Below are 19,813 nucleotides of genomic sequence, written 5' to 3'. Positions count from 1 at the left end.
GGTGCGCGGGCCGGTGGTCGCGGACCACGGCGTCCGCACCTAGTCTACCTTGTACGTAATTTATCGTAGTACGATCATCTACGTACAAATCAGGCTGTTGTGTTGAGGAAGGTGCCGTCTTGTTATTTGAACCGCTTCAGATCCGTGGGCTGTCGATCTCGAACCGCGCGTGGATGCCGCCCATGTGCATGTACAGCGCGGATCCCGCGCCGGGGAGGGCGGGCTTCCCGACGGACTTCCACGTAGCGCACTACGCGGCTCGCGCAGCGGGTGGCGCGGGCCTCGTGACCGTCGAGGCGACCGGCGTCTCACCCGAGGGGCGCATCTCGCCGTATGACCTGGGCCTGTGGGACGACGCGCAGATCTCGTCCTTCGCTCGCTTGACCGCGGGTATTCGGGCGGGCGGCGCCGTGCCGGCCATCCAGCTTGCGCACGCCGGTCGCAAGGCGGCAACCGACAAGCCCTGGCTGGGCGGGGGCTCCGTCAGCGAAACGGATCTGGGCTGGCTACCGATCGGGCCCAGTCCGCTGGCCTTCCCGGGCCTACCTGTGCCGGCTGAGCTTTCCAGGGACGAGATCTCCGCCGTCGTGGCGCAGTTCGCCGCGGCGGCGCGGCGGGCGGATGCGGCGGGCTTCGACGTGGTCGAGATCCATGCCGCCCACGGTTACCTGCTGCACTCGTTCCTGTCGCCGATCTCCAACAAGCGCGCGGATGAGTACGGTGGCAGCCTCGAGAACCGTGCGCGGATCGTGCTCGAGGTCGCAGGCGCGGTGCGCGCGGTGTGGCCGGAAAGCAAGCCGCTGTTCATGAGGGTCTCGGCGACCGACTGGATCGAGGAGAACCCGCACGATTCGCGGGACGCCTGGACTGTGGAGCAAACCACGCAGTTGGCGCGCTGGGTCGCCGAACTCGGAGTCGACCTCATCCACGTCTCCTCGGGAGGAGTGGACCAGGTGCCAGTGCCGAACGACGTCGACTACCAGACGCGCCTCGCGGCCGAGATCAAGCGCGACGCGAATGTCCTCGTCGGTGCCGTAGGCCGCATTACGACGCCCCAGCAGGCCGAGCGGCTCCTGGCCGAGGGGGAGGCGGACGCGATCTATGTGGGCCGTGAGATGCTCCGCACGCCCTCGTGGGCCAACGATGCCGCGATCGAACTGGGTGCGCGCCCGCGTTTCATCGAGCAGTACGCATATACCCAACCATCCGCTCGTGCCTGATTCGGCGCCTCGGCGGGGCTTGGGGTCCTGATTCGGCGTCTCGGCGGGGGCTATGCGCACCCGCCGAGGCGCTCACCTGCGCATTCGGCGAAATCTTGGTTGTGTCCGTAGATGGCCCTACACTGAACTATCGAACAAGTGTTCGATTGAAGGGGTGGGTGCCGTGGATGCAGAGATGTCGACCAATCAGGTTGCCGAGCAGGTTTGGACCACGCCGGATGGCGCCCCCGCGCGCTTCATATGGAACCAGCGCAGGTTTGTCGCCTGGGCGAAGCCACTCCCGTGGATTGCCCGGATCCCGTGGTGGGAGGTCGACGCTGACAGGGGTCCGAACCCGGCTGACCGGGGGGTGGAGCAAGCGATGTGGCAGGTGGAGGCGAAGGCGCTCGACAACGGCGAGATACTCATCTTCGACCTCGGCCTCATCGATCCCCCGCAGTGGCGGATCAGAGCGGTATTCAGTTAGTTGCCCGCCTCAGTTTTCACACACCTGAATGTGACGTCCTGTTTCACGGCGCATCACGGGACCGCGCATCCGGAGGAACTCGTCGCCGCCGCGGCCGCGGACGGGGCCACAGCGGCGGCGATCACCGATCGGGACGGCATCTACGGGGCGATCCGCCATATCCGAGCCTGCCTGGGCGCAGGCATCCAGCCGATCGTCGGAGCGAACCTTCAGATCCACGATGTGCAAGGTGAACTGGCCGCCATCACGGTGCTCGCCCACGGGCGGAACGCGGGCGCCGGCTGGGCCGGCCTCGTCCGCCTCATCTCCGCCGCTCATTCACCGCGCGGCCGCAAACGCGAAGTGCACGGCAGTGCCCACCGCGCCGCGCGAATCGCCCCTGACCAGATTCCCGCCTTCATCCTCGGTGAGGACGGGCTGGTCGCCACCGTGCTCCTGGGACCCGACTCCGACGTGGGCCGGGCCGTGCTCGCCAGCGACCACAATCGCGCTCGCACCCTTCTCGGAGACTGGGCATGCCGCCTGCCCGGAGGAGTCGCTGTCGAGGTCGTCTGCCACCACAGCAAGCCGGGGACCGTCGCGAGCCTGCAGCACGCGGGGGACATGTTGCAACTCGCCCGGACAGCGGGCGTACCCGCAGTGCTGACCAATGCCGTCCGCTTCCTGCAGCCGGACGATGCGATCACCGGCGATCTGCTCGATTCCACCGCCCTGCTGCAACCGCTCGGCTCGTTCGAGCAGCAGTCGGCTCAGGCCTGGCTCAAGCCAAGGGCTGCCATGCACGCCCTTGCGCGCGAGATCACCGAGTACGCGGGCCTGCGCCGGGACGTCTGCCTCGACCTGCTCAATCACACGGAACGAGTGGCCGATCGATGCCGACTGGACCCGGAGGGCGACCTGCGGTGGCGGCAGCCCAAAGTGCCGGAACTAGAGGCGATCGGCCTCGCTGGAGCCGATCCGGTACGAGTGCTCCGCCAGCGGTGCGAAGCGGGAATCATTGATCGATATCCGCACACCAGCGGGGCTGAACTCGTCCGCGTTCGCGATCGGCTGGACGACGAACTCGCCACCGTGGGGCGCTTCGGTTTCGAGTCGTACTTCCTGACGGTCGCCGACGTCGTTGATCACATCCGTGAGATGGGCATCCGCGTCCAGGCGCGGGGAAGCGGCGCCGGGAGCCTCGTCAATCATCTCCTGCGAATTTCCGCCGTAGACCCCTTAGAGCACCACCTGCTCGCTGAGCGATTTCTCGGAAATGCGCGCCTGACCCTGCCCGATATCGATATCGACGTCGAGGCCACGCGCAGGCACGACATCTATCAGGCCGTGTTCGACCGGTACGGGCATCATCGGGTCACGCTGCTGTCTATGCAGTCGACCTACCGTGCCCGCGGGGCGGTGCGTGACGCTGGTGCGGCCCTCGGCCTTGCCCCGGAACAGATCGACCGCATCGCCGAAAACGTGTGGCGATTCAACGCGAAGGACTTCGCAGCGGCTCTCGCGACTAAGCCGGAACTTCGCGACATCGCGGACCAGATCGCCACCGATGCGCAACTGGCTCTGCTGGTCGATCTCACGGCGCGACTAGACCGGCTCCCGCGGCACATCTCCATGCATCCGTGCGGCGTCATCCTGGGAGACAGCAACCTGCTGTCGCTGACCCCCACCCAGCCATCGGGCATGGGGCTGCCCATGTCTCAGTTCGACAAGGATGACATCGACGACGCAGGCCTGCTGAAACTGGACATCCTGGGCGTCCGCATGCAGTCGACGCTGGCCTACGCCGTCGAGGAGATCGTTCGCGTCAACGGCGCCGCCGCGACCGCCGAAGGAGGGCTGCCCGTGGACGCCCCCTACGTGTCCCCCAGGGGCCGGATAGACCTCGACGAGATTCCGCGAGACGACGAACCGACCTTCGAGCTGATCCGCTCGACACATACGCTCGGCTGCTTCCAGATCGAATCCCCGGGGCAACGGGAACTGGTCGGCAAACTACAGCCCGATCAGTTCGAGGACCTCATCGCCGACATCAGCATGTTCCGTCCCGGCCCCATGAAGGCCAACATGATCGAGCCGTTCATCAACGCGAAGCACGGTTTCGACTCGATCAAGCCGCTGCATCCACGATTCCGCTCGTTCCTGCTGGAGACCTACGGGGTGGTCATCTACCACGAGCAACTCATGCGCATCCTCGCCGACTGCATGGGGATCACGCTCGCCGAGGCTGACGAGGTCCGCCGCGCCCTGACGAAAGGCGCGGATTCCATCGAGTCCAGGTTTCGCGAGCTGACCGCTACTCGCGTAGACGACCGCGGCCGGCGCCTGTTCAGCGCCCGAGAGGTGGATCTCATCTGGGAGAACGTCAAGTCCTTCGGCTCCTTCGGCTTCTGCAAGGCGCACGGCGCGGCCTTTGCGCTTCCGACCTATCAGAGCGCCTGGCTGAAGACGCACTTCCCGGCGGAATTCCTGGCCGGGATCTTCGAGCACGATCCCGGGATGTACCCGCGCCGGCTCCTCACCGCTGAGGCGCGCCGCATCGGCATCCCACTCCTGCCGGTTGACATCAATGCCTCTACCGATAGTTATTACGTCGAGCGGATATCGCCCGAGGAGAAGGCGATCAGGTTCTCCCTGCGGGACGTGGCAGGGATCACTGACGCCGAACTCGTCCGCATCCTGGGCGGCCAACCCTACGCCTCGATCACCGACGTGTATCAGCGCGCCAGGCCCTCGCGGCCGCTCATGATGCGACTGGCGCGTATCGGAGCATTCGATAGCCTCGCGGTGGGTCATGACGGGCAGCCGCATCGCGGTGGGATCATCGCCTATGTTCGTCACCTGACGGCGCGGCCGCGTAAGCCCACGGCGGCGCCATCGCCCGGTCAGGCGTTGCTCTTCGAAGACGATCTCCTGATCGACATGAATATCCCCGACCCCAGTGCCGAGGAGCGGATCGCCACCGAACTCGACATTCTTTCCACCGAGGTGGACGGCCATGTTCTGGAGCTTTACCGTCCCATGCTCGATGATCTGGGCGTCACTCCCGCGGAGGAACTGCTGAGCTTGCGCTCGGGCACCGAGGTCGTCGTCGCCGGGGTGCGCGTCGCGACGCAGACCCCTCCCATGCGCTCGGGAAAGCGCACGGTATTCATCAGCGTGGACGACGGCACCGGTTGCGTCGATGCGACGTTCTTCACGGAAGCCCAGCAGCAGACGGGATCGGCGTTGTTCACCACCCGGATGCTGCTCATTCGCGGTCGAACACGCCGCACGGGACAGCGGGGCATGTCCCTCCAGGCGGAGGAGGCCCGCGACCTCAAGCAGACGTGGCTCGAGTGGCAGCGGATGCACGGCCAAGCCGGCTGAGAGCATCCGCTACCACGCCGATCATCCCCGGGCCGCTACTTCCGGCTCGCCTTCGCGAACCGGGTGTCGCCCGAATAGGTGAGACGCACCTTGCCGCTCTTGCGGATTGTCTTGGTGCGCACTGTCGCGATGTAGCGCTTGCCCACCTTCTTCACGCGAGCCTTACCGACGGCGGCCTTGCCAACCCGGATGGTGATTTTGCCCTTCACCTTGAACGCGCCCGAGCCGGTGATGCGCACCCGGACCACGGCGCGCTGGCCGGCGCGCAGCTTGCCCTTCACGACCTTGGGCTTACTTACCTTCACCCGTCCCTTCGTCACGTTCAGCGTGAGCTTGGTGGGCGTGCGGGGCGCTATCGCCCTACCTGTAATTGAGGCCGTGTATTCGATCGAGAGTGCGTGCCGTCCCACCTTCAACGACTTTGGCAGCAGCACCGTGGCTCGACCGGCCGCGAGTTGCTTGCTCGCCAGCACCTTTGACCCTGCGCTGACCGTAACGATTCCCGTGGGGACGATGCCCTTGGCGGTCACCGTGACGTTCACCTTGGCCGCCTTGCCGAAGCGGGACGCCTTGGCGCTTGCGACAACGGTTGCGGGCACATCCGCATTGCCCGGGTTCGTCCCCGGGTCGGTGCCCGGATCAGTCCCCGGGTCGGTGCCCGGATCAGTGACGGGGTCCTCCGCGCCCCCGCTGCCGGGGTCGGTGCCATCGGCGTTGCAACGTTCCGGTAACTCGGGTCCGGGCTCGGTCGGGGGAATTTCCGCGGCGGGAAGCGCATAGGGCACAGTCACGTAGGAGCCGGAACCCGTCGTGATGGTCAGCGCAGCGGTGCCGATGGCGGCCCATACCTCCAACTTCACCGTGCCGTTGCTGAGCGCGGCGATTGCCGAGCCGGTCACCGTCGGCGTGCGGCCCACGTTCGTGTACGCCTCCGTGCCCGCCACCGGGTCGGTCGCGAAGTAGCCGTAGGTTTCCGTGCGATCGAATACGCCGTCCCCGGTGAAGTCGTAACTCACGCGAGCCTGGGCTGCCGCTCCAGGGTTGTTGCCGGCGTCGATCAGGACGCGGAACGCGGTTTGCGCGCTTGTGCTGGCACCGGTCAGGCCGGTCGCGGTGAAGCTCGCCGGCTCGTGGGGCGTGCCGTCGTAGTTCGCGCCGCCCGCCGATGAGATCTGCACCGTGCCGGGTGATCCCGCCAGTGCGGCGAGCGTTCCGTCGGCACTCAGTTTCAGGGTGTTGCTGTCACCTGCCGGGTCGCCCGGGGTGTTGTTTGGATCGGTGGGAGCCGCGCATGCGGCATTGCCTCCCCGCCAGGTCACCCCGCCCTTCGTGGCCGTCTTGCCCGCCTCGACGGCCAGCGTCGTGCCGTCGGAGAAGTGGACCGTCATGGTTGCCGTTCCAGGGTTGGTCGCCACGTACGTCTTGACGCCGTTCTTGCTGAACACCTGGTAGAGCGGCGTGTCGGCCGTCACCGAGGTGTCCACAGTGCCGAGGGTCGCAAGGTTCCGGATCCACTGGAACGTGTGGGCCTTGGATTCGCCCGCCTCGGAACCGAACCCGGAATTTGCCCGGAATTTTGCGAGCGCCTGATCGCCGTCACCGAGCGCATAGAACTGCCACAGGATGTCCTGCCACGACGTCGGACCGCCGCCCTTCAGCGCCTCCATCTGCGCGTAGAGACGGCGCACGGTCACCGGGTCGTAGCCGAGGTAGAAGTGGGAGCCAGTGACGGGCAGGTAGTTAATGCCCTGAATCTGCTCGGGGCCGCCCTCGAACCAGATCGCGTAGGCGCCGCCGTCGCCCCACACCATTCCCACGGACTCACGCGCGAAGCCGGCCGGGAACGTGTCGCCGCTGGCGTTGAACCAGTACCGCTGAATCGCGGCCGCCTGCGTGGTGTACATGTACACCCCGGCGTCCCTGATCTCGGTGTTCCCCGTGGCTTGGCCCCACTCGATCAGAGCGCCGGCGAAGTTCATGCCCTCGGACGAGGATTCCTGGTTGTTCCCGGCGTTGAAGGCACCGTGGCCCGATGCCCAGTCATGCCCGGCGTAGATGTCGAAATCGCGCATGTAGGGGAAGCGGTCGTCGGCGCGATCGTAGTTGTTCGCGTCGCGGATCAGCAGATCCACCATGCCGCCGTACTGCTGCGCCCACTGCGGGTCGAACCGGGCGAGCGTCGCGGCCGCGGCGATGAAGTAGCCGAAGTGGAAGTGGTGGTCGTTCACCTCCGTGTCGGAGAAGTACGAGGCGGGGTACCCGGTGAGCAGGCCCCAGTCGGAGTTGTAGGCGAACACTCGCGATGCCTTACCTGGGCTCGCGGTGAACCAGTCCGTCAGCAGTCCCTTGATCTTCGCGAGCGCCGCGTCCCGCTGGGTGATGCGCCCGAGCTGGTCGGATATCTCGACGATGCGGGCGGCTCGTCCCAAGCCCTTGCCGGCCCAGTATGTGTCGTCTGCGCTCGTGCCGAACGGGTCGGCACTCACCGCATTCAGGTCGGCCTCGAGCTGCGTCCGGTCGGCACCGGAGGAGGTCGCTACGCCGGGAATCTCGGGGAGCACGCCGTGGAATGTGTCCACCGTCGTGAAGCTTGCGGCTCCCACGAGTGCCTTCATCTTTCCGCGCGGAGATGTGTAGGTCTGCGCGATCGGGGTCGCCCCTGCCAGGACCGACCACTGGTGCGGATACAGGGCAAGGACGGACGCCGTCTGCGTGGATCCCGAACCAGCCCAGGGTGTCGCCGTCACTGTATAGGTTGCCGTGACCTTGGCGTCGGCGACGTTGTAGTCGTAACTGACCTTGCTGCCCGTCACGGGGGAGTAGGCATAGGGCGCGTACTGGTTCGCAAGCGCGGCGCGATCGGCGGTGGCGGCATCCGGCAGCACTGCCACGGAGAATTTCCCCGGTCCGGCGGTGAAGGTCGTTCCGCTCGCCGTCCATGACGATCCGGTGGGGGCGAACGCCACGTAGTGATGCCCATTGACCGTCAGCCCGAGCCTGCCGCCTGCGTTGAGCCAGACCTCGGGAGTGGCCGATGCGGTGAGGACGGCGTTGCCGCCAGTGGCCTCGTACCAGGAGAAGGGGAGACCGTGGCCGATGGTCGCCCGCAGCGTGCGGGTCCCGTCCGACCACCAGGGGCTCACGGTCCAGTCAGTCCAATCGTCCACTTTTACGTCCGCCGAGTTGAGCCCGGCAACCCCCGCGAGTAGGTCCTGGTGGTAGCCGAAGTGGTATTCGCGCGTCAGCCCGGTGCCGCTCAGGATTGCCTGGGTCGTGTACGAGATTCCCAAGCCCGCTGCTCGCGGCAGATACGAGGCGGGGTGCGCGTGGAGCGGCACGCTGTACTTGCAGGTGTTCTCGATGCCGTCCGCGGTCCACCGCTTGTAGACGAGTGAACTCCACCAGTCGTTCGTGGGTATCGCAGCCTCGGGAGCATTCGCCGTGACGTATGCGCGCGGATTGGCGATGGGGGCATTGGCGGTACCGGCCGCATTGCATCCTTCCGGCACCGCGCCCACCACATCGGTGGTGTAACTTCCGGCGCCGACCGGGATCACGGCGGCGCTCGCGGCCGGTGCCTGCACGGCGATCAGCCCGGCAACCGCCAGCGCCGTGGCTGTGAGTGCAGAAGTCGTTCGACGAAAACTAGATAGACGCATGACATGCCCTCCGTTGTGCTCGCGGGCCGCAGAGAGGCCAAGGGACGAGCAATGTCAGTTCCGGCGAGAAGCCGGGGTTTGGTTCCGGCGACGATGCCGGAGTGCGGACGAGCGCCACGCGACGTCGAGTGGCGGCAATTGTTTAAGAAATGAAGCGTGAGCGATGATCGCGCTCTCTTCACCTTCCTGGGAACCTACTCCCCATTTAGTGCGATGTCTAGACGCCCGGCGCTGCAAGAGGCACGATCGCCAAAATCGGTCAATACGAAGGCATTGACTGTGCGCTTTCCGCGGTGATTGCCGTTATTGCATGAACGCAAACACATTACTCGTATGGCGACCGGTCGGCAGCGATCGATACGCTAAGCATCGGCTCATCCCGGATGTTGCTAGCCGACTAGGTCAGACAACTCCAGCCACCGCTCTTCGAGCGCCGTGGCCTCGTCCTCGAGGGCGGTGATCTTCACCATCTCCGCATTCAGCAACGCGTAGTCACTCTGGTCCAGATCGGCGAGGCCGGTACGGGCCTTGGCCGCTTGCTCGGTGAGCTTCTCGATGCGTCGTTCGAGTGCGGCGAGTTCCTTCTGTGCGTCGCGCAGTTCGCGGCCGGTCAGGGAAGAACCCTCGGACGAGTCCTCCGCCGCAGTCGCTGCGTTCGCGCTCAGGGGGGAGTCGGGTGCGGGGTTCGATTCCCCGCCCCCTGCGATCCGCAGGTACTCGTCCACGCCGCCGGGCAGGTGTCGCAGGCGGTGGTTCCAGATGGCGTACTGCTGGTCGGTGACGCGCTCCAGCAGGTAGCGGTCGTGCGAGACGACGATCAACGTCCCGGGCCAGGAATCCAGCAGGTCCTCCATCGCGGCCAGCATGTCCGTGTCCACGTCGTTGGTCGGCTCGTCGAGGATCAGCACGTTCGGCTCGGCAAGCAGGATGAGCAGAAGTTGCAGGCGCCTGCGCTGACCGCCCGACAGGTCTCCCACGCGCGCCGAGAGGTGCTCGCGGGAGAACCCGAGCCGTTCGAGCAACTGCGCCGGAGTGAGATCCTTGCCATCGACGTTGACCAGTGTCTTGGTACGCGCCAGGACCTCGCGTACGCGGTCAGATTCGATCTCGGCGAGCTGCGAGAACTGCTGATCCAGTACGGCGAGTTCTACGGTCTTGCCGCGCTTGATGCGACCGGAGGTCGGCGCGAGGGTGCCAGCGATCAGGTTCAGCAGCGTGGACTTTCCCGCGCCGTTGGCCCCCAGGATGCCGGTCCGCTCGCCGGGGCCGATTCGCCAGGTGATGTCCTCGAGGACCACCTTGTCGCCGAAGGTGACGCCGGCGTCGATGACGTCGACCACGTCTTTGCCTAGGCGCGCGGTGGCGAGCTTGGTGAGGCTGATCGAGTCGCGCACGGGCGGCACGTCCTCGATGAGTTGGTTCGCGGCGTCGATCCGGAATTTGGGCTTCGACGTGCGCGCGGGCGCGCCACGCCGCAGCCAGGCGAGTTCCTTGCGCATCAGGTTCTGGCGCTTGGCCTCGACAGCAGCGTTCTGCCGATCGCGCTCGACCCGCTGCAGCACGTACGCGGCATAGCCACCCTCGAACGGCTCCACGATGCGATCGTGCACCTCCCACGTCGAAGTGGAGATCTCGTCCAGGAACCAGCGATCGTGGGTGATGATCAAAAGCCCGCCCGAGCCACGCGACCAGCGCGTGTTCAAGTGGCGGGCCAGCCAGGAGATGCCTTCGATGTCGAGATGGTTGGTGGGCTCGTCCAAGCCGATGACATCCCACTCGCCGGTGAGCAGCGCGGCGAGCGCGACTCGGCGGCGCTGGCCACCACTGAGCGTGCCGATCGTCGCGTCCCACGGCAGGTCGGAGACGAGTCCGGCGATGACGTCGCGTACGCGGGAATCCGACGCCCACTCGTGATCGGCGGCATCGCCCACGACGCTGTAACCCACGGTCGCGGCCGGATCCAGCGAATCCTCCTGCGTGAGCATGCCCACCCGCAGCCCGCCGCGGCGCGTTACGCGACCGGCATCGGGGGACTGGGCTCCCATGAGCATGCGCAGAAGCGAGGACTTGCCGTCGCCGTTGCGTCCGACGATGCCGATGCGGTCGCCGTCGTTGATGCCGAGCGTGACGGAGTCGAAGACGACGCGGGTGGGATATTCGAGGTGGAGGCCCTCGGCCCCCAGGAGGTGCGCCATGAACTACGCAAGCCTCCCGACGTGGGCAAGCGCCTGACGCAGGAGTACGTCCTGACCGCCCGCCATCTCCGAGAGCACATCGGGGTGCATGGACTCCTCGGGCGTGAGCCACGACAGTTCGATGGCGTCCTGCTGCGGGGCGCAATCGCCGCGTACGGGGACCACGTAGGCGAGCGAGACGGCGTGCTGGCGGTGATCGAAGTAGGGCGTGACCCCCGGGGTGGGGAAGTACTCGGCGACCGTGAAGGGCTGTGGGCTGGCCGGGATGGTCGGCAGCGCCATTGGACCGAGGTCCTTCTCTATGTGGCGCATGAGCGCATCGCGGATCCGCTCGTGGAACAGTACCCGGCCGGAGACGAGCGCGCGGTTGATCTGCCCGCCCTCCGTGACGCGCAGCAGCAGACCCACCTGGATGACATCGCCCACGTCATCGACGCGCACGGGAACGGCATCGACGTACACGATGGGCAGGCGCGAGCGGGCCTGGCGCATCTCGTCCTTGGTCAGCCAGTTCGTGTCGGGCCTGTGCGGCCTGTTCGGCGGGTCGAACTCGGGGAAGTCCACGGTCTCAGTCATGCGAGGTACTCGTTTCTCGTGCGGTCGCCTCTATTGTGCAACGTACGGGCAGGGGACTACCGGCGCACCGCCGCGAAGTCGGCGACTCCGCGGCCCTCGGCGTGGGCTTTCTGCTCGAACCTGGTCAGCGGACGCAGGTCGAACCGGTCGGTCCTGCCGCCGTCGAAGTCTTGCGAGGCCGTGAGAACGCGATCCACCTGGTCGGCGTAGTCCGGCCAGTCGGTCGCGATGCGCCAGATGCCGCCCGGCTTCAGCACGCGCGCGGCGAGGCTCGCGAACTCGTCGTTGATCAGGCGGCGCTTGTGGTGACGGGACTTGTGCCACGGGTCGGGGAAGAACACCCACAGTTCGTCGAGCGAACCGGCGGGCAGGACGTACTCCAAAAGCGCAGTCGCGTCGGCGTGGACGAGGCGGACGTTCGTCAGTTCCGCGCGGCCGACTCGTCCCAGAATGCCCGCGACGCCGGGGGTGTAGACCTCGCAGGCGAGGTGATCGCGCTCGGGCCGCTGCTCGGCCCCGTGGGCGATCATCTCGCCGCGGCCGGAGCCGATTTCGAGGACGAGCGGCGCTACGCGCCCGAAAAGCGCCGACGGGTCGAGGGCTGCTCCGGAAGCGATGCTCATGGAGGCCTCCTCGTGCTCGATCGGCACGAGGTAGGTCGGGGCGAAACGGTCCCAGTGACCCTGCAGGCGAGGGCCGAGCCGCGAGGATCGCTGAACGTAGGAGCGGATGCGGCGATGAGGCCGCTCGGCGGGATCGGTGGAAGAAGTCATCTAGGGAAGCCTACCGAGAACTTCGGTGTCCGCGGCGGGGTAGGCTTTGCGGAACTGCTCTTATCGAGGACATTCCATCCATCGCACTCAAGGAGGCGCTATGAGCGACGGCCCCGACCACGTCGAGTTCCAGATTGAACTTCCCGGCAAGGTGGAGACCGGTGTGCCCGCCGATTTCGCCTCGCTCTGGCACACGCCTACATCGTTCGTCATCGACTTCGTGGCGACCAAGGGGCCCGCGCAGATCGGCGAGGACGATGAGGGGCAGCCCGTGCAGGTGATTCCCGCCAAGGTCGTCTCGCGCATCCGCATCCCCCCGGAGCAGGTGTTCGAGCTCGCCAAGGCACTCACCCAGCAGTTGTCGATGTGGGAGAACGAGACCGGTAAGACCGCCTCGGACGAGTGACCTCGTTCTCGCTTTCGTATTGACGGACGCCCGGCCTCGCTTCGCGAGTGCTGGGCGTCCGTCTTTGCGGTCAGTCGCTTTCCAGCGCGTCCCTGAGTCGCCGCAGGTCTTGACGGACGAGTTCTGCGTCGCTCTCGTACTCCCGGTCCGTGACGCCGGGCAGTCGATACAGGGTGAACACCACCTCGCTCGCAGCATCGTTGCTGAGGACGCGCAGCGGGTTATGGAACCGGGTGCCATCGGGCATGATCACCTCGTGGTCGAGGACCCCCCATCCGATTCCATCGGTGAAGACGACCTCGACCGGGCCCATGGGGGAGTCGGCGAGCCAGCGGCCGTCTTCGTTGCGGATCCCCGGCTGAGCCCGGCCGCCCACAGCGGCAGGTTCGCCGGATTCCCGGCGAACGCCGCGACAGCGGACGGGGCCGCCTCGATGGTCCGGGAGATATGGCGCGCCTCGAAGGTCATGCCACTAGTTGATCACGGCCATTCATTCGATGCTCCGAGGCATGCGCCCGCAAAAATGCTGTGCCGGGGCATCCTTAAATCGACGCCCCGGCACAGCACATGGGTGCGCGAGGTGGGACTCGAACCCACACGTCCGAAGACACTAGGACCTAAACCTAGCGCGGCTGCCAATTACGCCACTCGCGCGCGACAACGATTGTAGCCTGGTTGGCAGTTCTTCCGCGCCGGATACGCCGGTTCAGGCGTCGATGCCGAGTTCCCTGCGAAGACGCGCCACATGGCCGGTGGCTTTGACGTTGTACTGGGCGAGTTCGATCTTGCCGTCGGCGTCGATCACGAACGTCGAGCGGATCACACCGCGGGTCAGTTTGCCGTAGAGCGTCTTGTCGCCCCACGCGCCGTAGGCATTCAGGACGTCCTTGGACTCGTCCGACACCAGCGGGAAGGTCAGAGCCTCGTCCTGCGCGAACTTTGCCAGTTTTTCCGGAGCATCGGGCGAGATGCCTACGACGGTGTAGCTGTGCGCCGTCAGCGACGCCAGGGAGTCACGGAAATCGCACGCCTGCTTGGTGCACCCGGGTGTGCCAGCGGCGGGGTAGGCGTACAGCACGACGCGCTTGCCGCGCAGATCGCTGAGCTTGAGTCGACCGCCGTCACCGGTGGGCAGATCAAAGTCCGGGGCTGGGTCGCCGACTTGCAGTTTGACGGTCATAGGTGGCCTTCCGAAGGGGATACTCGTTCCTCAACCGTACCGCGGGCGCGCCAGCGGGTAAGGTGCAGTGGGGCAGATCCGGCTGGCTGCGGCGACGGAGGCCTCGTCCATAAGCGGTCAATAATCTGGAGGGATCATGGCTGGTCACGGCGGCACGAAGGCGATCATTGCAGCGCTCAGCGCCAACCTCGGCATCGCGGTCACGAAGTTCATCGCGTACCTGCTGACGCACTCGTCGTCGATGCTCGCGGAATCGGTCCACTCCGTCGCCGACTCCGGCAATCAGGTGCTGCTGCTCATCGGCGGCAAGCGCGCCCGGCGGGCGGCGGACGAGGAGCACCCCTTCGGATACGGACGAGCCCGCTATCTCTATGCGTTCGTCGTGTCAATCGTGCTGTTCAGCCTGGGCGGGCTGTTCGCGCTTTACGAGGCATGGCACAAGTGGGCAGACCCGCACGGCATCGAGGGACGATGGTGGTGGGTGCCCATCGCAGTGCTGGTCGCGGCGATCGCCATGGAGGGATACTCGTTCCGGACCGCCATCCACGAGGCGAATCCCGCGCGCGACAAGCAGAGCTGGGCGAGGTTCATCAAATCGTCGAAGTCGCCGGAACTGCCAGTGGTGCTACTCGAGGACTTCGGCGCACTCGTCGGCCTGACGCTCGCACTCGGCGGCGTGGGGATGACCCTCGCGACCGGGGACGGGCGATGGGATGCGGCGGGCACCGCTTGCATTGGCCTGCTGCTCGTGGCCATCGCCTGCGTGCTGGCGGCGGAGACCAAGTCGCTGCTGCTGGGCGAATCGGCGACAGCCGAGGACGTGGTCCGGATTCGCAGTGCTCTGGTGGGTGAAGGAGTCGATTCGGTCATCCACCTCAAGACCCTTCACCTCGGGCCGGAGGAGCTGCTGGTGGCGGCGAAGATCGAGGTGTCTGCTGCGCGGTCCGCGGCCGATGTCGCGGCGGCGATCAATGCCGCCGAGGCGCGCGTGCGCGCGGCGGTGCCGATTGCCCGAGTGATCTATTTGGAGCCTGATCTGCTCGCGTCATCCGATCCGGCGCCGGCTTCCTGACCATTATCGCCCGCGGCGGTGGCGTCAGGTGTGACCGCGCCGACGGGTGACGCTTGGGCACTGTCGTCGGGGATGGTGACGGAGCTGTCGGCGGCCGCGCGGACCTTGACGGTGCGACGCAGGAGTATCCACGCCGCGTTGCCGAGGACAAGGGCGCCGATCGCGAGCCAGAGCACCCACAGGCTTGGCACGCCGAGCAACTTGAGACTTGAGGCGAGAAGCAGCACTGCCAGCGCGCGTCGGATGATGCCGCCCGGCGCGCGGCTCGACACCTGGGCGCCGAGCCAGGCCCCGGGGATTGCCCCGATCAGCAACGTTCCGGTGACATCGAAGTGGAAATCGCCGAAGGCGATGTGCCCCAGCGCTGCCGCCCCCACGAGAGGAATCGCCTGCACGAGGTCGGTCCCGACGAGCTGCGATGCCTTGAGCGTCGGGTAGAGCAGCAGCAGGGCGATGATGATGATCGAGCCGGCTCCCACGGACGTGATGCCGACCATGAGGCCTGCCACGGCACCGAGCGCCACGGTGCGGCCAGGCTTGATGGCGATGCCGCTGGGCGCGGTCGGAACGGCGGGGCCTTCCCCGAGCGGGGTGGCCCGCTGCAGCATTCCGTGAACGGCGCGTAGTACGAGACCCGCCGTGGCGATGAGCAGGGCGATGCCGAGGAATACCTTGAGCAGGTGGTCGAGTTCGGCGCCCTGTGGGAGCGACTGGGTGAAGACGGCACCGGCGAAGGCGGCGGGTATCGAGCCGACGCAGAGCCATTTCACCAGTTGCCAGTCGACCGTTTTGCGACGAATGTGGACAATAGCGCCGGCCGGTTTCATGAACAGGCTGACGACGATATCGGAGGATATGGCGACGAGGGGGTCGACGCGGAAGAAGAAGACCAGCATGGGTGTCATGAGGGCGCCGCCGCCCATTCCGGTGAGTCCCACCAGAAATCCAACGATGAGCCCGCCGATCATCAGTCCATAATTCACGCGAAAGTCCCTTAATTGGTAAAACTCTATAGAGTTAGGCGTTATTGAATTCGCTGGATTTATCATATCGATTTCACTCGGAATTTGATCGCGGCCCAATCTTCGGCGTTCATTTTGCCGGACAGACGCACCTTGTCGAGCGTGGGGGAACATATCGGGCGCATGGGCTGTTACGAAAGATGGGATGTTTTCCGGTGACTGTGAGGTCGCGGGTCGCCCATATCGAGGCACGACTGAAAGGACGACAGATGACGGAGACAAAGGTCGCATTGGTGACCGGGGCGGGACAGGGCATCGGCCGCGGACTCGCCTTGAAATTGGCGGGGGACGGGTTCGACATCGCTGTCGTGGATCTGCCGTTTCAGACAGATAAGGGGCAGAGTGTCGTCGAGGAGGTCAAGGCACTCGGCCGTAATGCGTTGTTCGTCTCCGCCGACGTGTCTAAGAGGGCCGATATCGTCGCGGCCGTAGAAACTGCGGCCATTGAACTGGGCAGCTTCGACGTCATGGTCAACAATGCCGGGATTGTGCAGGTCAAGCCGATCGAGGAGATCACCGAGGAGGAACTGAACAAGATCTTCGCCATCAACGTGAACTCGGTCGTGTTCGGGATTCAGGCGGCATCGGCGAAGTTCAAGGAACTGGGCAAGCGGGGGAAGATCATCTCCGCCGCGTCGATCGCCGCCATCAAGGGCTTCCCGATTCTCGGTGCCTACTCCGCCTCGAAATTCGCCGTACGCGGGATCACCCAGGCCGCCGCGCAGGAACTGGCGCCAGCGGGGATCACGGTCAACGCGTACGCTCCCGGTATCGTCGGCACCGGCATGTGGGAGGTCATCGACCAGCGGCTGCACGAGATCAACGGCAAGCCGCTCGGTCAGAACCTCAAGGAGAACGTGGACAGTATTGCACTCGGCCGCATTGAGACGCCCGAGGACGTCGCGGGCGTCGTCTCCTTCCTTGCCTCGCCCAACTCCGACTACGTGACGGGACAGGTCCTCCTGGTCGACGGCGGCATGCTCTACAACTGAGCCGCATCGTAGCGCAGTCTGGGTCTGGCACTGGGACCTGCCGCTCGGGCGACGCTACGGCTGTGAAACGACGGGGTGGCCCGCGCGATCTCTCGCGCGAGCCACCCCGTCTCAGCAGCTCCTGGCAGGAACTACTTCCTCTTGACCTTCTTGGTCTTCACCTTCTTCGTCACGGTGGTGTATCCCGGCTTGGACACCTTGACGGTGAGCGTGACCTTCTTGCCGACGTACTTCTTCGTCAGCTTGAAGGTCGCCTTCTTGCCGGTCTTCTTGCCGGCCTTCCACTTGTAGGTGACCTTGGTGCCGGCCGCGAGGCCGGTAACCTTTGCCTTGAGTTTCTTACCGGCCTTGACCTTGCCGGTCACCTTGACCTTGACGGCCTTGGCGAACTTGGCGGCAGTGACCTTCGCCGTCGGAAGGCTCACCTTCGTGACGGGAGCGTAGCCCGTCAGCGTGCCAGCAACCGAGACGCTAAGCACCTTGCCGAGGTCCGCCGCCGTCGCGGTGTAGGTCGGCTTGGTGGCGCCGGGGATAGGCGTTCCGGCGCGGAGCCACTGATAGCTGAGCGTCGTACCGGATTGCCATACGCCGGGTGCCGCGGTGAGCGTGCCCTCCACGACCGCCTTGCCTGAAATGGTCGGGGTGCTGGCGGTCACTCCTGGACCGGTCGCGACCGCGACGGTTTCGGCGCTGGTCTTGGTCACGGTGCCGAATCCGGTCAGCGAACCGGTGACGGCAACGCTGATCTTCTTGCCCAAGTCGGCGACGGTGAGCAAGTATGTGCCCGATGTTGCTCCCGCAACGGGTGCGCCATCACTCAGCCATTGGTAGGTGAGTTCAGCGCCCGTTTGCCAGGCGCCGGGTGCTGCCGTCAGAACACCGTCAACCGCCACGGTGCCGGAGATGGTCGGGGTGTCGGAGACCACATCCGGGCCATCCGCGACGGTCAGTTCGGCGCTGCAGGCAGACGTGCACCATAGGCCCGTGGTGGTGGTGGATGCGCTGGCGTTGAGCGTGGACCAGCCTGCGTTCGCGGCGATGCTCGCATCGAGCGTCACGGACGCCGAGGTGCCCACGGCGACGGAAGGTACCGTCCATGTCGCGCTCGTACCGGTAACGCTGACGTCCGCCGGAAGCGGATCGGCCAGGGTGGCATTGTCGAGCACATCGGCCAGATCCAGGGTTACGACCGCGCCCTCAAGCGCCACCTTGCCGGTGTTCTGCACGGTGAGCGTGTAGCTCACGTCGCCGCCGGGTTCGACGGTGACCGGGTCGGCCGTGGTGCCCAGCGACAATTCCGCGCGAGCCGGCCATGCCGGCTTACCGGCCTCATAGATCCAGTCCTGGAATAGGTCGTCCAGGTCCTGTCCGGAAATTTCCTCGGCCAGCGCCTGGAATTCGACGCGTCCGGCGCTCTTGCCGCCGTAGCGCGTCTGCCATTCGAGGACGAACTCGAAGAACGCCTCGTCCCCGAGGCGGGTGTGCAACGCCTCCCAGAACTGGGCGCCGCGCGTGTACGTCTGGTAGTCGTACAGCGTCGAGGTGTCGGTCATTCCGGCGGGCGGAATGTTCCAGTCGGCGCTGGACGCGGCCTTGTTGTTCCACGAGTTGAAGTAGGAAGTCTCGACCGCGGCGGGGTTGGTGCCGATGATCGCGTTGTTGTAGTAGGTCGGACCCCACGTGGCCATTCCCTCGTTGATCCAGATGTCGTTCCAGTCCTTGGGGGAGACATTGTCGCCGTACCACTGGTGAACGAGTTCGTGGATCAGCGTGTTGCCGTTCGCGCTGGACGCGCTGGGGAAGAACGACCGGTCCTGGGTCTCGAGCGCGTAGCTGATTCCGCTTGGCACGGCGTCGATGACGATGCCGGTGCTCTTGCCGGGGTAGGGCCCGTAGATCGATTCGAGGCCCCGGATGATGGTCGGCAACTTACCGCGCGCTGTCAGTGCCGTCGTCTTGTTCGCCGTGCTCAGGTCTGAGTCGTAGAAGGAATACTCCGGAATAGTAGACCCGTCGGTCAGCGTGACGGTGGACTGCACCATCTCGTACTTGCCGATCGTGATGAGCGCGAGTTCGGTGGCCATTGGCTTGGTCTCGTTCCACACCCAGGTCTTGCTCGTTCCGTCCGCGCTGGGGATGACGGAGACGAGTTCTCCGTTGCTCACAGCCGCGGCGCTTCCCGTGCCGGCGCTCGAGGTGATGGTGGACGGCACGTTGAGGCTGAATGTGTAGGTCGCCTTGTCGCCGGGGGTGTTGTTGTTCGGGTAGCCGGTCATCGCGCCGATGGGCTGGCCCATGAAGATCGAGCCGTTCGTGGTGGGGACCCAGCCCTCCCAGCTGCCGTCGGCGTCGGTGTGGCGGCTCGGCGTGCCGTGGTACGTCACTACTGTCGTGAAGTCTCCCTCGATAGCCGCGGCGGGAGTCACGACCAGCTTGTACTTGATCGAGGCCGCATCGATGTCGCGCACCCAGGTCGCGGGCGCGCCGTTGACCGTGATCGAGTCGATCTCCAGTCCCTCGAAATCTAGCGAGAAGTTGCTCAGCGGATAGTCCGCCTTTGCCTTGATCGTGGTGGTGGCTTGGATCGTCGCGTCGCTGAGCGTGGGAGTGACAATCGAGCCGGGCGTCCAAGTCAGGGCGATGTCGTAGTGCTGAACGTCGTAGCCGCCGTTGCCGACATTCGGGAACAGCGCGTCTCCGGACGTCTGCGGGCCGGGAACCGGGTCGACGGCGTGCGCGGGCGCGACCGCGAGCGACATCGAGGCCGCAAGGGTGAGCGGGAGAAGGAGCGTGGCGGCCTTGGAACGTAGTGGTCGCCGATGCTGGGAGGCTGAATGCATTATTGCCGCCTTAGTCACATCAGTAGGATCCTGACACGGGCGATGT

General features: G+C 65.7%; 14 protein-coding genes and 1 tRNA gene. 6 read left to right on the top strand and 9 right to left on the bottom strand.

The window, feature by feature from the left end; genetic code table 11:
• Positions 1-119: 119 nt before the first annotated feature.
• From FB461_RS06420 to FB461_RS06410, 3 genes are all read left to right on the top strand, one after another.
• Complete coding sequence (locus FB461_RS06420; RefSeq protein WP_142119980.1) at positions 120-1,220, top strand: NADH:flavin oxidoreductase/NADH oxidase; 1,101 nt, start codon at positions 120-122, stop codon at positions 1,218-1,220.
• Between the two features lie 175 nt (positions 1,221-1,395).
• The gene (locus FB461_RS06415) at positions 1,396-1,686 is read left to right on the top strand and encodes a hypothetical protein (protein WP_142119979.1); all 291 of its coding nucleotides are present in this window, start codon (positions 1,396-1,398) and stop codon (positions 1,684-1,686) included.
• The gene (locus FB461_RS06410; protein ID WP_142119978.1) at positions 1,687-5,052 is read left to right on the top strand and encodes a DNA polymerase III subunit alpha; all 3,366 of its coding nucleotides are present in this window, start codon (positions 1,687-1,689) and stop codon (positions 5,050-5,052) included.
• Between the two features lie 35 nt (positions 5,053-5,087).
• Here FB461_RS06410 and FB461_RS06405 read toward each other — a convergent pair whose 3' ends face one another.
• The 4 genes from FB461_RS06405 to trmB form a co-directional block, all read right to left on the bottom strand.
• Positions 5,088-8,711, bottom strand: a complete 3,624-nt coding sequence (locus FB461_RS06405; protein ID WP_142119975.1) for a glycosyl hydrolase — start codon at positions 8,709-8,711, stop codon at positions 5,088-5,090.
• A 389-nt stretch (positions 8,712-9,100) separates the two neighbouring features.
• On the bottom strand, positions 9,101-10,906 hold the full coding sequence (locus FB461_RS06400; RefSeq protein ID WP_142119973.1) for an ABC-F family ATP-binding cassette domain-containing protein: 1,806 nt from the start codon (positions 10,904-10,906) through the stop codon (positions 9,101-9,103).
• A 3-nt stretch (positions 10,907-10,909) separates the two neighbouring features.
• Complete coding sequence (locus FB461_RS06395; RefSeq protein WP_142119971.1) at positions 10,910-11,482, bottom strand: NUDIX hydrolase family protein; 573 nt, start codon at positions 11,480-11,482, stop codon at positions 10,910-10,912.
• 56 nt (positions 11,483-11,538) lie between these two features.
• Complete coding sequence (gene trmB, locus FB461_RS06390; RefSeq protein ID WP_142119969.1) at positions 11,539-12,255, bottom strand: tRNA (guanosine(46)-N7)-methyltransferase TrmB; 717 nt, start codon at positions 12,253-12,255, stop codon at positions 11,539-11,541.
• A gap of 100 nt (positions 12,256-12,355) precedes the next feature.
• On the opposite strand from trmB, the gene FB461_RS06385 reads away from it, so the two are divergent.
• Positions 12,356-12,661, top strand: coding sequence for a DUF3467 domain-containing protein (locus tag FB461_RS06385; RefSeq protein ID WP_142119967.1), 306 nt, complete (start codon positions 12,356-12,358; stop codon positions 12,659-12,661).
• Between the two features lie 70 nt (positions 12,662-12,731).
• Here the strand turns inward: FB461_RS06385 and FB461_RS06380 are convergent, their stop codons facing one another.
• From FB461_RS06380 to bcp, 3 genes are all read right to left on the bottom strand, one after another.
• Complete coding sequence (locus FB461_RS06380; RefSeq protein ID WP_246046049.1) at positions 12,732-13,037, bottom strand: SRPBCC family protein; 306 nt, start codon at positions 13,035-13,037, stop codon at positions 12,732-12,734.
• A 196-nt stretch (positions 13,038-13,233) separates the two neighbouring features.
• Positions 13,234-13,315: transfer RNA gene (locus FB461_RS06375), tRNA-Leu, on the bottom strand.
• Between the two features lie 52 nt (positions 13,316-13,367).
• Positions 13,368-13,841, bottom strand: a complete 474-nt coding sequence (bcp, locus tag FB461_RS06370) for a thioredoxin-dependent thiol peroxidase (RefSeq protein ID WP_142119965.1) — start codon at positions 13,839-13,841, stop codon at positions 13,368-13,370.
• Positions 13,842-13,977: 136 nt separating this feature from the next.
• On the opposite strand from bcp, the gene FB461_RS06365 reads away from it, so the two are divergent.
• On the top strand, positions 13,978-14,913 hold the full coding sequence (locus FB461_RS06365) for a cation diffusion facilitator family transporter (RefSeq protein WP_142119963.1): 936 nt from the start codon (positions 13,978-13,980) through the stop codon (positions 14,911-14,913).
• Here FB461_RS06365 and FB461_RS06360 read toward each other — a convergent pair.
• Positions 14,862-15,896, bottom strand: coding sequence for a sulfite exporter TauE/SafE family protein (locus FB461_RS06360; RefSeq protein ID WP_211349846.1), 1,035 nt, complete (start codon positions 15,894-15,896; stop codon positions 14,862-14,864). The two genes, FB461_RS06365 and FB461_RS06360, sit on opposite strands and share 52 nt — an antisense overlap.
• A gap of 248 nt (positions 15,897-16,144) precedes the next feature.
• On the opposite strand from FB461_RS06360, the gene FB461_RS06355 reads away from it, so the two are divergent.
• Positions 16,145-16,927, top strand: coding sequence for an acetoin reductase (locus tag FB461_RS06355; protein ID WP_142119962.1), 783 nt, complete (start codon positions 16,145-16,147; stop codon positions 16,925-16,927).
• A 131-nt stretch (positions 16,928-17,058) separates the two neighbouring features.
• Here FB461_RS06355 and FB461_RS06350 read toward each other — a convergent pair whose 3' ends face one another.
• Positions 17,059-19,767 carry a M1 family aminopeptidase gene (locus FB461_RS06350; protein ID WP_142119959.1) on the bottom strand — a complete coding sequence of 903 codons (2,709 nt, stop codon included), beginning with the start codon at positions 19,765-19,767 and terminating at the stop codon, positions 17,059-17,061.
• Positions 19,768-19,813: the final 46 nt, after the last annotated feature.

The organism is Rarobacter faecitabidus (assembly GCF_006716265.1).
Lineage (GTDB): Bacteria > Actinomycetota > Actinomycetes > Actinomycetales > Cellulomonadaceae > Rarobacter > Rarobacter faecitabidus.
This window is presented reverse-complemented; position numbering and strand designations above follow the sequence as displayed.